Genomic DNA, 14547 nt, shown 5'->3' on the forward strand with positions numbered 1-14547 from the left:
CCGCTGATCCCCGCACCACCACGCGATGCCCGGGCAGGCCACCTGCCCGGGCATCGCCCTTTTCGTAGCCCTCCGCCCGCAATCGTCGAGGCCACCGCGGTACCGCATTGCCCACCCCCGCCCCGGGCACGGGCACAGTGCCCGAGGCGGGGGACCTAGGCTGGGCTCATGACCGACCAGTACGGCGGACCCGTCGACGAGTCCTGCGTCCTCACCGAGGGGCCCTGGACGCATCGGTTCGTCGGCGCGAACGGCAGCCGGTTCCACGTGGTCGAGGCGGGCGCCGGACCGATGGTGCTCTTCCTGCACGGCTTCCCCGAACACTGGTGGGCCTGGCACGAGATGTTGCCGGCCGTCGCCGACGCCGGTTTCCGGGCGGTCGCCGTGGACCTACGCGGCTACGGCGCCAGCGACAAGCCACCCCGGGGATACGACGGGTACACTCTCGCGGCCGACATCGCCGGGCTGATCCGTGCTCTCGGTGAGCGTTCCGCCACCCTGGTCGGCACCGGCGCCGGCGGCCTGATCGCCTGGACCGTCGCCTCGTTCCACCCGGCCCTGGTGCGCCGGCTGGTCGTGCTCGGCGCGCCGCATCCGCTGCGGCTGCGCGCCGGCATCTTCGCCGACCCGCGCGGGCAGTTCGCCGCCTCCACGACCGCGCTCAAGTTCCAGCTGCCCCGCTTCGAGCACGTGCTGACCCGCGACGGCGCGGCGCTCGTGGAGGAGCTGCTGCGCCGTTGGGGCGGGCGGGACTGGGTGGCCGGTCCGAGCTTCGCCGAGTACGCCGAGCGCTGCCGGGAGGCGATGCGGATCCCGCAGGCGGCGTTCTGCGCCATGGAGGGCTACCGCTGGGCGTTCCGCTCGGTGCTGCGGCTGCACGGCTACCGCTTCGTCAAGCTGATGCAGCGGCCGCTGGTCACCCCGACCCTGCAACTGCACGGCGCCGCCGACGTCGCCGCCCTGCCGCGTACCGCCCAGGGCTCGGGCCGCTACGTGGTCGCACCCTACGAGTGGCGGCTCCTCGACGGGGTGGGGCACTTCCCGCACCTGGAGGCGCCGGACGTGGTGCTCGGCGAGATCCTGCGCTGGACGAAGTCCTGACCCGGCCGGGCCGTCAGATTCGCTGCTCGCGCAGGTCGGTCACCTCGGCGGCGGGCGCCCAGCCCTGGTAGACGCCGAAGTCGAAGACCTCCAGCCGCATCGCCTGGGCCACCGGCCACCGCCCACCGGTGTACTCCACCCGCAGCCAGCCGTCGTGCTCGCCGAGCACGACGAACGGCTGCCCCTGCCACCTGCAGGTGGTACGCACGTACGCCAGGTCCTCGACCTCGCTCGCCGGCAGCACCTGCACGTACCGGCCGGGCCGGACCTCCTCGAAGCCCTCACCCGTCTCCGGCTGGTAGAGGCGCACGTCGTCGCCGTCCGGGCTGGCCTGGTACTCCCGGCCCCGCCAGCGGGCCACGTAGCCGTCCCGGATCACGCCGCTCCCACCTCCCGCCAGCGCAGCGCGTCGCTGTCCAGGATCGCGACGACCCGCTCGCTGCCGTCCGCACCGACCCGCCAGAGCTGCGCGCCGTGCGGCAGCCGGGCGCTGTCCACCTTGAACTCCGCCACCACGTCGCTGCTCTCCCCGGGCGCGAACCCGTTGCCCCGGAACGGCGGGCGCTCGATGACCCAGCCCTCCATGGCCCGCATGGCCGCCTCGTTCTGGCCGCCGTAGGGGATCCGGTAGAGGCTCGGGCGGTACGCCGGCCAGCGCAGCACGTAGATCTCCTCGGCGTCCCGGGAGAACGGCGACTCGGGGTAGTTGAGCCCGAGCGCGTCGTGCAGCTGCGCGGGCGTGTTCAGGTGGGCCAGTTCGTTGGCCCGGTGCACGAAACCGGAGACCCGGTCGTAGCCACGTTCGAGGTAGTAGGCGACCTGGCTCGGGGCGACCGCCTTCTGCATCATGACCGGCCGGGACGGGTCGACCGGCTTCGGCGTGGTACGCGGCTGCTCGGCCGGGGCGTCCGGGGCGGCGGGCTCCTCCGCCTCCACGTCGTCGCCGAGGCCGACCTCGGCGGCCCAGTTGGCCAGCCCGACGATCTGCTCACCGGGCAGCTTCGCCCCGACCGGCGTACCCGGGTTGACGGCGAACGACCACGCCTCGTCCGGCCAGCGCCGGATGAGCTGGACGAACTTGAACTGGGCGGTCTCCAGGTCGCCGTCGACGCGCTCGGTCAACCGCTCCGGGGAGGTGTAGACCACGACGAAGGTCTCCCCGTCCAACTCCTCGGTACGCCAGACGAAACCCGGGTCGCCGGGTCGACTGCCGGGCACCGACTCGGCGGCCACGGGCAGGAGCACCCGGGCGAGCAGCAGCGTGGAGAGGAAGGTGTCGGTGCTTCCCGCCCCGGCCGCGCCCAGCAGGTCCTCCTCCACCGCGTTGGCCGGCTGGAAGTCGACCGCCGGCTCCTCGACGGGCGCGGTCGACTCCTGCGGGACAGACGATTCGGCGTAGGTGGAGCCGCCGTCCGCAGCGGTGGTCGCGGCGCTCGCGGTGGTGTGCCGCTCGGCCGGCACCGGTGCGGTGTCGACGGTCGGCTCCGCCGCGCCGGGCGTCGGCCGCCCCGATCGTGGCGTCCAGAGGTCCGGGACGGAGTCCGGCACCCGCCCGACAGCGTCTGCCGGGGCGGTGCCGCTTCCCGCCGTGGTGCCGGCCCCGCGCAGGTCGAGCGTCACGTCGGCCGTGGAGTCGGTCGGCGGATCGGGGACGCGCGGGTTCCCGGTCGTCTTCGGCCGCATCCAGGGGCTGCCCGATCGGGACGTCCACGGGTCGCCCTGCGGGCCCGGGTCGGGCGCGGGGGCGCTGCCGGGTCGGGACGGGGACCAGCGGTCCGTGCCGACGTTCGAGCCGGCCCACGGCTGCGGCGCGCCCGCGCGGTCGACCTGCCCGGTCGTCGGCGGGGTGCCGGCGCTCGCCGCGGTGGAGCCGAAGCCGGCCCGTCCGGGGGACGGCGCGCCGAACGGATCCACCGATCCGGCCGACCCGGCCGCCGGCAGGTCGAGGTCCCGGGATTCGACGACCGTGCCCTCGATCACGATCGGCGTGAAGCCCCGGCGGGGTGCCGGCGGACCGGAGACCGGCTCCGCCGCGGACGTTGGCAGCTCCTCGGCGGGCTCCGGTCCCCGGGGCTCCGGACGGGAGCGCGGTGGCAGCGGCTGCGTCCGTTCGCCCTCCGCGTCGGTACCGGTCGCCGCCGGTGCGCCGAAGACGCCGAAGGCACGCGTGGGCTCCTCGGCCCGCGGATCGGGCCGGCGGGGTGGCAGCTGCTGGGTCGCCTCCACGCCCTCGACCCGGCTCGCCGCCGTCCGCTGCGCGGCCTGCGACGGGCGCGGCGACGGCGTCGGTTCACGGGCGGCGGAGAAGAACGCCTGAGTCGCCTCGGGGTCTTGTGGCCCGTCGACCGGACCGCGTCGCGGAAACGGCTGGTCGCTGCGGCCGAACCGGGACGGTGGTGCGGCCCGGTCCCCGGACCGGAGCGGACTGCGCGGCGCCGACCCGCGGCCGGAGGCCGGTTCGAAGAAGGAACGGCGCGGCGTCTCGGCCGAGTCTCCCGAGGCGGACGGCCCGTTGCCGACAGGAGCCTCGACGGCGCCGGGACGCGCCGAGGGGGGCTGGCTCCGTTCCCGGCCGGCCCGGTCGGCGGCGCTCGGGGTGACGGGCGCAGCGGGACCCGGCTCGCCACGCCTCGCCCGGGACGAATCGGCGAAACCGCCCGGCCAGGCCGTCGGCACCGCCTCGGAGGGCCGTCGCGGCAGCGCCACGGAGGCCGGCGGGACCCGCGTGGGCGCTCCGCCGGCCTCGCCGCCCGGTGGCGGCCCGATGTCGGGCGCGGTGGCGCGGAACGACGTCCGCGTGGGCGACCCCGCCGTCGCTGCGGCATCGGGACGACCGGCGGCCGGTACCGCCGAAGGATCCCGACCGGACTCGGCGGCCCGGGCACGGGCCAGCGACTCGGCCCGCTCAAGCCGGGCCCGGGCGCCGAGCGTACGGCCGGGCAGCCGCACCTCGCCGCGGGAGAGCTGGGCGACGTACCAGGCGGGCAGGTAGCCCTCGACGGGCAGGCCGGGGTTGATCGCCAGCCACCACTCGGGATTGGGCCAATCGGCGGCCAGGTCGGCGAACGCGATGCGGCGGTGGGCGCCCGCGTTCTCGCCGACGCATGAGCGCAGGGCGGTGGCGGAGCTGAACGCGAGGACATGGGTGCGTCCGCCGCTGGTCCAGGTGCCCCAGCCCGCGGGGCCGGCCACCGGCTGCGTCGTCGGGAGGAGGAGATCGGTGCGCGCCAGGATCCGGAAGTATCTTTCCTGGTCGCTGGCGCGTAAGGCGTCCCGCATCGCCGCCTCGGCCTCCGTGGCCGGCTCCCATTCGGTCACGGCCACCTCTCCTCCCGAGAACAGGCCATAGGCATCGCCTACAACCTACAAGGTGGTAACAAGATCACAATGCCACCGGTCGGCGGTGCGCCGAGATACCGCGCGGGCGATAACATCCCGTACCGGAGCCGACACGATACGGAGGCGGCCGATGTCCCCGTCGATGGCGCGTCCGGCCCTGGCGGCGCTCGCGGCCGTGCTGCTGACCGTCGCGCCGGCCGCCCAGCCCGCGGCCGCGACGACGCGCGAGGCGGTCGCCGAGAACCAGGCCCTCGGGGTGGTGGCGGCCGCCCCGGGCCGCTGGGCCGCGCCGGGTTGCGCCACCCCGCCGGCTCCTGCCGGAACCGTCGCCGGAACACCTTGGGCACAGCAGCGGTACGCCCCCGAACGGCTGGCCCCACTGGCGACCGGGTCCGGAGTGACGGTGGCGGTGATCGATTCCGGGGTGGACCGGGAGCACCACCAGCTCGCCGGTCGGGTGCTCGACGGCACCGATCTGCTCGACCCCGGCGGCGACGGTGGCCGTGACTGCGCCGGCCACGGCACCGGCGTGGCGAGCATCATCGCCGCCGCGTCCCGACCGGGCGTGGCGTTCCGCGGCCTGGCACCGGAGAGCCGGATCCTCCCGGTCCGGATCAGCGAGCAGCAGGTGGTGGCGGGCCGCGAGGCGGGGCGTACGATCAGCGCCGGCGAGTTCGCCCGGGCGATCCGGTGGGCGGTGGACCACGGCGCGGACGTGCTGAACCTCTCCGTCGTGCTCTACGCCGACGATCCGGCCGTGCGGTCGGCGGTCGGCTACGCGCTCGCCCGGGACGTGGTGTTGGTCGCCGCCGCCGGAAACCTGCACGAAGCCGGCGACCCCCGGCCCTACCCGGCGGCCTACGACGGGGTGCTCGGGGTGGGCGCGATCGGGGCGGACGGCACCCGGGCGCCCTTCTCCCAGACCGGCCCGTACGTCGACCTGGTCGCACCCGGCAGCGACGTGTTGATGGCGGCTCCCGGGCGGGGCCACCACCGGGCCGAGGGCACCAGTTACGCGGCCCCGTTCGTCGCCGCGACGGCGGCGCTGCTGCGTGAGTACCGCCCCGGGCTGAGCGCCGCCGAGGTAGCCGAACGGATCGTGGCCAGCGCGGACCCGGCACCGGGCGGCGGGTACGGCGCCGGGGTGCTCAACCCCTACCGGGCGGTCACCGAGACGCCCGGATCGGCGGCGGGCGCGCCGCGTCCGGTCGCTGCCCTGGCCGACGACCGGGCCGACCCGGCGCGACAGGCGCAGCTGGCCCGGCGGGCGGCCGCCCGGGAGCGGGCCCTGGCGGTGGCGGCAGCCGTCGGCGGGTTGGCCGTCGTCGTCGTGCTGCTCGCGCACCTGCTGCCGCGCGGCGCTCGCCGCCGCTGGCGCCCGGCTGATCCCGGCTAGCGGTCAGCCCAGGAACCCAGGCCTGACGCGCCGACGGTGGTGCGGGCCCGGAGCGGGCCCGCACCACCGTCGGATGGATCACCGCCAGGCCGCGACATCGTCGAGCAGCCGGCGGCACCGGGTCACTGGAAGAGGCCCACGTTCTTCTTCTCGGTGTCCAGATAGTCGGCGGCGGAGTCGTCCACCGCGAACTTGATGTCGCGCAGCATGGCCGAGAGGTCCTGCGCGGCCGTACGCCAGCGCGCCTGCCGCTGCTCGTAGGCCTGCTGGGCCTCACCGGTCCAGCCGGCGACCAGCGGGGCCGCGTCGCGCTCCAACTGGCCGAGCTGCGAGTCGAGCGTGTTCAACGCCTTCTGGATGTCCGCGCTGGCCTGCTGCAGCGCGGCGAAGTTGACGACGAGTACGCCGTTGTCCATCTGCGGAATCCCTCCCCCTGGATCGGAACCTGTCAGAGCGGCAGCTGGATGCCACCGCGGTTGGTGCCGGCGACGCGGCCGGCGGCCTCGCTGTCGGAGGCGTCGTACTGCTGCCCGGTCGTACGGATCGCGCCGGCGGTCTCTCGCAGGGCGCGCTGCAACGCGGCCTGGTCCTGCGCCCACTGCTGCTTAACCTGCTCGAAGGATCGCCCGCCCGCACCGCGCCAGGCCTGCTGCAACACGGCGAGCTCGGCCAGCAGGCCACTGAGCATCGACTGCAGGGACTGGTCCACCTGCTCGAACCTGGTCGCGGTCTGCTGCATCACGGCCGCTTCCGCCTGGGTCTGGGACACTTTCGGACCTCACCTCGTCTCGTGGTCTCGGCCGGCCTCGGGTGCGCCGCCGGAGAACGCACCGCTCGCGCCCTGGTCGTCGCGCACTACGGGCGCCGGGCTCAGCGGATTCGTGGCTGACGGTAGTCGTCCGGTAGCCGTCCTGCTACCCCGCTCCGCTCCCCTGTGGACAACGCGTAGCCGGCTGCTCGCTTACCATGTGCGGCAGCGACGTAGCGGCGAGTGATCGGCGGGAGGGGCGGTGACCGCGACCAGCACCGCCGAGCGGCACCGCCCGGGTCGGCCCGGCGTCGGCCGCGGATTCGCGCGGCTGTCGGCGTGGTCCAGCGCCTCGCTGCGGGTCCGGGCCGGTCAGGTCGTCGCCGCGCAGGTGGCGACGGCCCTGCTGGTCGCCGCCCTCGGCCGGGGCGCCGGGCCGCTGGCGGGCGCCCTGCTCGCCGCCGCGCTGCTGCTGCCGCTGGCCTGGCTGCGGATCCGGGACCGTTGGCTCTTCGAGTGGGCCGCGACGGGCCTCGGTCACCTGACCCGCCGCAGAGCACTACCGGCGCAGGCGGGCCCGGCGGCGCTGCTCGACCTCGTCGATCCGGGCGCCACCGTCCGCCCCGTGGAGCTGGTCGGCCGGCCCGCCGCAGTGCTGGACGACCCGGCCGGCATGGTGGCCCTGCTGGAGTTCGGCGATCCGGGCGAGCTGCTCGGCGCCGGCCCGCAGCCGCTACCCGCGCCGGCAACGCTGCTGCCGCCCGCCACGTCGGACGCCCCACCGCTGCGGATCCAACTGGTGCTCTCGACCACCCAGGCACCGGCGGTGGACGGCGCGGCGGGCACGTCGTACCGGCAGCTGACCGACGGGCGGTTGGCCGGGCGCGAGCGGGCGGTCATCGCCGTACGGGTGCTGCGTGTCGACGGCTGGTCGGCGGAGGAGCTGCGGGTCGCCCTCGCCGGCGCGGTACGGCGGATCGTCCGTCGACTACGGCCACTGGACGCGCGCCCGCTCGGCGTGGCCGCGACGCTGGAGACGCTCGCCGAACTCGCCAACCTCGACGGCGGGCCGGTGCGGGAACGCTGGACGGCGCTACGCACGGGCCGGCTGCACCAGGCCACCTTCCGGCTGGACCGGTGGCCGGAGCTGGACGGCGACGCCGCCGGACGGCTGGCCTCCCGGCTGTCGACGCTGCCGGCCACCGTCACGACCGTCGCGCTCTGCGCCGGCCCGGGCGACGCCGTAGGCGCGGTGAACGCCGCCCCGGCCGTACGCCTCGCCGCGACCTCGCCCGGGGCGCTCGCCCTCGCCGCACAGGCCCTGCACCGGCTGCTGACCGACCTGGGTGGGCAGCTCCACCGGCTCGACGGCGCACACGCGGGCGGGCTGGCCGGCACGCTGCCGTTGGCGCTGGCCGGGCCGTCCCGCACCGGGCCGGCGTCGCACCTGCCGGAGCTGACCCTCGGCGACGCCGGGCTGATGCTCGGCACCAACCGGCAGGGGCGGTCGGTGACCGTCCGGCTCTTCCGGCCGGAGAACACCCGGGTGCTGCTGGTCGGCGGGGTACGCGCGACCCAGCTCGTGCTGCTGCGCGCCCTGGCGCTCGGCGCGCAGGCGGTGGTGCAGACCAGCCGCCCACGGCTGTGGGAGCCGTTCGTCCGGGGCGTCGGCACGGCCGACACGACCGTCCCGCTGCTCCCACCCGGCGCGCCGCTCCCCGCCGGGGCGGGCACCCCACTGCGCCCGTTGCTGCTGGTGCTCGACGTCGGCCCGGTGCCGGCCGACCCGCAACCCGGTCCGCCGTGGCGGTCCACACTGGTCGTACGCGAAGAGCTGACCCCGGCGGACGTGGACCTGCTGGGCCGCGCCGACCTGGTGGTGCTGCAACCCCTCGACGCGGAGGAGGCGGCCCTGGCCGGCGCGACGCTGGGGCTCGGAGACTCCGCGCAGTGGCTGACCCACATGCGCGACGACATGGTCGCGGTCATCAACCGGCGCGCGTTGCGCTGGGCGCTGCTCTCCCTCACCCCCGTCGAGGCGCAGCTCGTCGGTCGCCCGTCCCGCCGCGAGGGCCACCGCCCGGGTCACGTCGACGGGCGGCATGCCGGCTCGCCGGAGGCACTCCGGTAACCGAAATCCGGACCGGCACGGGTTCCGCCGCTGGTCGGCGCGTGGCACCATCGCCGCCATGGATTTTCTGAAGGGGCTGCTGATCCGGCTGGTCACCACGGCGTTCGCCTTCTGGCTGGCCACCCTGTTCATCCCCGGCATCACCCTCGACTCGGACTCCGCCGTCACCACGGTCACCACGCTGGTCCTGGTGGCGGCGATCTTCGGCGTGGTCAACGCGGTGCTCCAGCCGGTCATCAAGACCGTCGGCTGCGGCTTCTACCTGCTGACCCTCGGGCTGATCGCGCTGGTGGTGAACGGCCTGCTCTTCCTCCTGACCAGTTGGATCGCCGGTGAGGCCGGGCTGCCGTTCCACGTGGACGGATTCTGGCCCTCGGCGGTGCTGGGCGCGCTGCTCGTCAGCGTCGTGACCTGGGTGCTGGGCGCCATCCTCGACCGCGACTGATCGGGCCGCCCGGCGGCGGGCCGGACAGTGACGCGCCGGACGGTGACGGGCCGGACGGTGACGGGCCGGACGGTGACGGGCCGGACGCGGCGGGCCGGACGGTGACGGGCCGGGTGGCCAGGGCGCGGGAATTGGCTGGCGCGGCGGGTGGGCGACGGGGTTAGCGTCGCAGGCGTGTTCACGCTGACTCGCGACGACGGTTACCTGCTCAGCACCGATCCCGGCCGGCTCGACCTGGACCTGGTGCACCACTGGCTCAGCACCGACGCGTACTGGGCGCTGGGCCGCGACCGCGAGACCGTGGGGCGCGCCTTCGCCGGCTCGCTGCCGTTCGGCGTCTACCGCCCGGGCGACGGCCGACAGGTGGCCGTGGCCCGGGTGGTCACCGACCGGGCCACCTTCGCGTGGCTCTGCGACGTCTACGTGGATCCCGGCGAGCGGGGGCGCGGGCTGGGCAGCTGGCTGGCCGGGGCGGTACGGGACCACCTCGACGAGATCGGCGTGCGGCGGATCCTGCTGGCCACGCTGGACGCGCACGGGGTGTACGCGAAGGTCGGCTTCACACCGGTCGACCCGACCCACTTCATGCAGCTCGACCGACGCGCCGAAGAGGCGACGCCGGACGGCGAAACGGCGGCGCGGGACGGCGACCGGGCGGCGACGCAGGACGACGGATCGGCGGCGGCCACGGGCGACGAGGCGGCGGCGACGCCGGTCGGCGAGGCTCGGGTGACCCAGGCCACTCGAAAGGAACCCGAGGGTCGACCACCCCTTACGGTTGACGCGTGACACCGCTGCGACTGGGATACCTCTACGGCTTCGGCGCGTACCTGCTCTGGGGTTTCTTCCCGCTCTACCTGAAGCTGCTGCGGCCGGCTGGGCCGCTGGAGATCCTGGCCCACCGGATCGTCTGGTCGGTGGCGTTCGTGGCGCTGCTGCTCGCCGCGCAGCGCAACATCGCCTTCCTGCGGGCGCTCGCCCGCCGCCCGCGCGTACTCGCGGGGATCACCGTCGCGGCGGCGCTGATCGCGGTGAACTGGGGTACCTACATCTACGGCGTGAACTCCGACCGGGTGGTGGAGACGGCGCTCGGATACTTCATCAATCCGCTGGTGGTCGTGCTGCTCGGGGTGACCGTGCTACGCGAGCGGCTCCGCCGGGCACAGTGGGTGGCGCTCGGCGTCGGCGGACTGGCCGTGGCGGTGTTGACCGTCGACTACGGCCACGTGCCGTACCTGGCGCTCACCCTCGCGCTCAGCTTCGGCGGGTACAGCCTGGTCAAGAAGCGGCTCGGGCTGCCGGCGGCGGAGGGGCTCTTCGTCGAGTCGGCGGTGCTGGCCCTGCCCGCGCTCGGCTACCTCGGCTGGCTCGCCTCGTCCGGCGGCGTGCAGTTCGGTCACGTCTCCGCGACGCACACCACGCTGCTGGTGCTCGCCGGCGCGGCCACCGCCGTCCCGCTGCTGCTCTTCGCGGGCGCGGCCAACCGGCTGCCGCTCACCAACCTCGGCATGATCCAGTACCTCGCGCCGATCCTCCAGCTCGCCTGCGGGGTGCTGATCTTCCACGAGCCGATGCCGCCCGCCCGGCTCGCCGGCTTCGCGCTGGTCTGGCTCGCGCTGATCGTCTTCACGGCCGACGCGGTACGCACCGCCCGGCGCACCCGGATCGCCGCGCGTACCAACGCCCCGACGCCCGCCACCACCGCCGCCCGCTGAGCGGGTGGCGGCCCGCACCGCTCGGTCAGCGGACGTCGTAGCCGAGCACCGGGGTGCCGTCGGCGCGCAGCAGCTCCAGGCGCACCAGCTCCGCGCCGGTGAACCGGGTGACCCCGGTGAACTGCACGTCGTCGCCGGGCGCGGCCAGCCAGGAGCCGACCTGCTCGGTCGCGCCGTCCGGGCCGTGCGCCACCAGCCGGAAGGTGTACGCCCTCGTCGTTCCGGGACGCGAGTCGTACCCGCAGCGCATGGTCACCTCGGTGCCCCACTCGGTGCCGGCCAACGCGATCTCGGCGTGCACCGGCACGCTGGTGGCCACCGGCTGCATCGCCACCAGCTGCGGCTGCTCGACGATCGGGGCGCTCTGCCGGGGCAGCACGAGGGCCGTGCCGACGCCGACCACCAGGGCCAGCGCCGCCGCGACGAGACCGGTCAACGCGTACCGCCGGCGGCCGGCCGCCCGTTCGCGGCGCCGCTGGTTCCGCGCCTCGTCGAGCAGCGCCGGCAGCGACGGGCCGGACCTGGGCTGCAGGAACTGCTCGAGTCCGGCCGGGTCGAGCCGGCCGAGCAGGCCGGGCAGCACGGCGATCTCGGCGACCGCCTCCCGGCACTCGGCGCACCCGCCCAGGTGCCGTTCGTACGCGGCCCGCTCGGCCGGGGCGAGAGCGCCCAGCACGTACGCGCCGTCGTCCTGCGTGAACTCGCAGCGGCTCATTCGGTCACCCCCATCTCGGCCAGGACCAACCGCAGTGAGCGCAGCGCGTAATGGGTCCGTGACTTCACCGTGCCCGGTGGCACCCCGAGCCGCGACGCCGCCTCCGCCACCGACCGTCCCTGGTAGAAGCACTCCACCAGCACCTCGCGATGGGTCGGGCTGAGCCGGTTCAACGCCTCGGCGACGGTCCACGCCTCCACCGCACGCTCGGTCTCGTCGACCGCCTCCGGCGGCTCGGGCAGCTCGTCGGTGAAGACCTCACCGACCCGGGTGGACCGTCGCCGCCAGGCGTCGATGGCCAGGTTGCGGGCGGTGGTGAAGAGCCAGGCCCGGACCGAACCGCGATGCGGGTCGAGCGCCTCGGGATGGCGCCAGGCCCGCAGCAGGGTCTCCTGCACCAGGTCCTCGGCGCGCTGCCGATCGCCGTTGACGAGCCGTAGCGCGTGCGCGTACAGCGCCTCGGCGTGCTCGTCGTGCAGCGCGCGAAGCAGTTGGGCGTCGTGGTCGCTGATGGCGGCCTCCTCGCTCTCGACGCGAGCCCGGCGATGCGTTCGCCCCGGAATACGTACGGTGACCCGGATCGGTTCAGCCCGAGGTCAGGCGGACCTCCCACCGATCGCTCCGATCGATGTGTTCACGTCTGGTTCATGTTCAGGCCGACGCTCGCTCACCACGTCCTCCTAGCGTCCGGCGCGTAGGCGCGCGCTGGACCGCCGGTCCCGCGAGCCACCATCCCCCATTCAGGAGGCCTCCCCCCATGAGCGACCGTCCTCGGCTGCTCCCGCTGCTGGGCGCCACCCGCCACGGCAGCCGTGATGCCATGACCTGTCTCTACCGCTGCGGCAACGCCTGTGACCACCCGGTCCCGAACACGTCGGAGAACGAGTACTTCGGAGACGTGGTGAACGCCGAGATCTCCCGCCGCGGCGTCGTCCGGGCCGGTGCGGTCGGTGCGCTGGTCCTCGGCTTCGGTGGCGCGGCTGCCGGCGCGCTGGCCGGCGCCGCCCCGGCCGCGGCCGCCGCCGCCACCGCTTCCCCCGCGGCGGCCGGCTTCGGCCGTCCCCGCCCCGGGGTCGGCAACGGCGCGCTGACCTTCAAGGCCATCCCGCCGAACAAGCTCGACACGCTGGTGGTGCCGAACGGGTACGACCACTCCGTGGTCATCAAGTGGGGCGACGAGGTCGTCCCGGACGCCCCGGAGTTCAACCTGCACCGGCAGACCGCCGCCGCCCAGTCGAAGCAGTTCGGCTACAACAACGACTTCGTCGGCGTGCTGCCCCTGGACAAGCAGGGCCGGCGGGCGCTGCTCGTGGTCAACCACGAGTACACCAACGAGGACCTCATGTTCCCCGGCTTCCCCGGGCTGGACAACCTGTCGGTGGAGCAGATCCGGGTCGCCATGGCCGCGCACGGCATGTCCGTGGTGGAGCTGGAGCGGGTCGACGATACCGGCCAGTGGCGGCCGGTGAAGAAGGGCCGCCGCCAGTACAACCGGCGGGTCACGGCGCTCGCCACCAAGTTCGACCTGACCGGCCCCGCCGCCGGCTCGGCGTGGCTGAAGACCGCGGCCGACCCGAAGGGCCGTACGGTCATCGGCACGCTGAACAACTGCGCCGGTGGGGTGACCCCGTGGGGCACGGTGCTCTCCGGTGAGGAGAACTTCAACCAGTACTTCGTCGGTGCCGACGGAGCCCCGGCCGAGCTGAAGCCGAAGCTGGAGCGGTACGGCATCCCCACCACCACCCGCTACCCGAGCGGCAGCCGCAAGTGGGAGCGCGCGGACGAGCGCTTCGACCTGGCCAAGCACCCCAACGAGGCGCACCGGTTCGGGTGGGTCGTCGAGATCGACCCGCTGGACCCGGAGGCCCGGCCGCGCAAGCACACCGCGCTGGGCCGGTTCAAGCACGAGGGCGCGAACGTCATCATCGCCAAGAGCGGCCACGCCGTGGCGTACATGGGCGACGACGAGCGCTTCGACTACCTCTACAAGTTCGTCTCGGACAAGAAGTTCATGAAGGGCGACTCCTGGACCGCCCGCAACCACAACCTCAGCCTCCTGGAGTCCGGCACGCTCTTCGTGGCGAAGCTGGAGCAGACCAGCGCCGGTGAGATCGACGGCTCGGGCAAGCTCCCGTCGGACGGCGCCTTCAACGGCCGGGGTCGCTGGATCAAGCTGGTCAGCGGCAACCGTTCGTTCGTCGCAGGGATGACCGCCGCCGACGTGCTCACCTTCACCCGGCTCGCCGGTGACAAGGTCGGCGCGACCAAGATGGACCGGCCGGAGGACGTCGAGCCGAGCCAGCTCACCGGCAAGGTGTACGTGGCGTTGACCAACAACACCAACCGGGGTGTGGGCGCCAACCCGAAGGCGGACGAGGCGAACCCGCGCAACGCCAACAAGCACGGGCAGATCCTGGAGCTGGTCGAGGACCGTGGCGACAGCAGCGCGGAGACGTTCGCCTGGTCGCTGCCGATCATCTGCGGCGACCCGACCGACGCGTCGACCTACTTCGCCGGGTACGACAAGACGAAGGTCTCCCCGATCTCCTGCCCGGACAACGTCGCCTTCGACGCCACCGGCAACCTCTGGATCTCCACCGACGGCAACGCGCTGGGCAGCAACGACGGCCTCTTCGCCACCGCTCTGGAGGGGCCGGAGCGGGGGCACCTCAAGCAGTTCCTGACCGTGCCGCTCGGCGCGGAGACCTGCGGGCCGTTCATCACGGACGACAACCGGTCGGTCTTCGTGGCGGTGCAGCACCCGGGTGAGATCACCGGTGCCTCGGTCGAGCAGCCCGCCTCCACCTGGCCGGACGGCGACTTCGCCAAGCCGGGCGTCGTGGTGACCTGGCGCCTCGACGGCGGCCCGATCGGCAGCTGATCTTCCTTCCGCGGTCCGCCGCCGGATCGCACCACACGGGGCCCTCTCCCAGCCGGGGAGAGGGCCCCGTCGCGTC

12 protein-coding genes and 1 pseudogene are annotated in these 14547 nt (G+C 74.4%); 7 read left to right on the top strand and 6 right to left on the bottom strand.

The window, feature by feature from the left end; all coding sequences use genetic code 11:
• The first annotated feature begins 168 nt into the window (after nucleotides 1–168).
• A complete protein-coding gene (locus tag D7147_RS03155; protein ID WP_120673696.1) occupies nucleotides 169–1101 on the top strand; it encodes an alpha/beta fold hydrolase in 933 nt (310 codons plus the stop codon).
• Between the two features lie 13 nt (nucleotides 1102–1114).
• On the opposite strand, the gene D7147_RS03160 is transcribed toward D7147_RS03155, so the two are convergent.
• Complete coding sequence (locus D7147_RS03160) at nucleotides 1115–1480, bottom strand: hypothetical protein (protein WP_120673697.1); 366 nt, start codon at nucleotides 1478–1480, stop codon at nucleotides 1115–1117.
• Nucleotides 1477–4419 carry an SseB family protein gene (locus tag D7147_RS03165; RefSeq protein ID WP_233562886.1) on the bottom strand — a complete coding sequence of 981 codons (2943 nt, stop codon included), beginning with the start codon at nucleotides 4417–4419 and terminating at the stop codon, nucleotides 1477–1479. The genes D7147_RS03160 and D7147_RS03165 overlap by 4 nt, the downstream gene beginning before the upstream one ends.
• Before the next feature lie 151 nt (nucleotides 4420–4570).
• On the opposite strand from D7147_RS03165, the gene mycP reads away from it, so the two are divergent.
• Nucleotides 4571–5836 (top strand): type VII secretion-associated serine protease mycosin, encoded by a 1266-nt coding sequence (mycP, locus tag D7147_RS03170; RefSeq protein ID WP_120673698.1) that lies wholly within the window; start codon nucleotides 4571–4573, stop codon nucleotides 5834–5836.
• Nucleotides 5837–5958: 122 nt separating this feature from the next.
• Here the strand turns inward: mycP and D7147_RS03175 are convergent, their stop codons facing one another.
• Nucleotides 5959–6252: a WXG100 family type VII secretion target gene (locus D7147_RS03175; protein WP_120673699.1), complete on the bottom strand. Its 294-nt coding sequence runs from the start codon at nucleotides 6250–6252 to the stop codon at nucleotides 5959–5961.
• 32 nt (nucleotides 6253–6284) lie between these two features.
• Complete coding sequence (locus tag D7147_RS03180; protein WP_120673700.1) at nucleotides 6285–6605, bottom strand: WXG100 family type VII secretion target; 321 nt, start codon at nucleotides 6603–6605, stop codon at nucleotides 6285–6287.
• A 241-nt stretch (nucleotides 6606–6846) separates the two neighbouring features.
• On the opposite strand from D7147_RS03180, the gene eccE reads away from it, so the two are divergent.
• The 4 genes and pseudogenes from eccE to rarD all read left to right on the top strand — a co-directional run bounded on the left by eccE (nucleotide 6847) and on the right by rarD (nucleotide 10875).
• Complete coding sequence (eccE, locus tag D7147_RS03185) at nucleotides 6847–8715, top strand: type VII secretion protein EccE (RefSeq protein ID WP_120673701.1); 1869 nt, start codon at nucleotides 6847–6849, stop codon at nucleotides 8713–8715.
• Between the two features lie 58 nt (nucleotides 8716–8773).
• Complete coding sequence (locus tag D7147_RS03190; protein ID WP_120673983.1) at nucleotides 8774–9160, top strand: phage holin family protein; 387 nt, start codon at nucleotides 8774–8776, stop codon at nucleotides 9158–9160.
• Between the two features lie 174 nt (nucleotides 9161–9334).
• Nucleotides 9335–9763 (top strand): annotated as a pseudogene (locus tag D7147_RS03200) (GNAT family N-acetyltransferase); the annotation flags it as partial.
• A gap of 182 nt (nucleotides 9764–9945) precedes the next feature.
• Nucleotides 9946–10875 carry an EamA family transporter RarD gene (rarD, locus tag D7147_RS03205; RefSeq protein ID WP_120673702.1) on the top strand — a complete coding sequence of 310 codons (930 nt, stop codon included), beginning with the start codon at nucleotides 9946–9948 and terminating at the stop codon, nucleotides 10873–10875.
• 25 nt (nucleotides 10876–10900) lie between these two features.
• On the opposite strand, the gene D7147_RS03210 is transcribed toward rarD, so the two are convergent.
• Nucleotides 10901–11590: an anti-sigma factor family protein gene (locus D7147_RS03210; RefSeq protein ID WP_120673703.1), complete on the bottom strand. Its 690-nt coding sequence runs from the start codon at nucleotides 11588–11590 to the stop codon at nucleotides 10901–10903.
• The gene (locus D7147_RS03215; RefSeq protein WP_233562920.1) at nucleotides 11587–12081 is read right to left on the bottom strand and encodes a sigma-70 family RNA polymerase sigma factor; all 495 of its coding nucleotides are present in this window, start codon (nucleotides 12079–12081) and stop codon (nucleotides 11587–11589) included. The genes D7147_RS03210 and D7147_RS03215 overlap by 4 nt, the downstream gene beginning before the upstream one ends.
• A gap of 266 nt (nucleotides 12082–12347) precedes the next feature.
• On the opposite strand from D7147_RS03215, the gene D7147_RS03225 reads away from it, so the two are divergent.
• Nucleotides 12348–14471, top strand: a complete 2124-nt coding sequence (locus D7147_RS03225; protein WP_120673706.1) for a PhoX family protein — start codon at nucleotides 12348–12350, stop codon at nucleotides 14469–14471.
• The last annotated feature ends 76 nt before the right edge of the window (nucleotides 14472–14547 follow it).

Origin of the sequence: Micromonospora musae (assembly GCF_003626545.1) — a bacterium.
Classification (GTDB): domain Bacteria; phylum Actinomycetota; class Actinomycetes; order Mycobacteriales; family Micromonosporaceae; genus Micromonospora; species Micromonospora musae.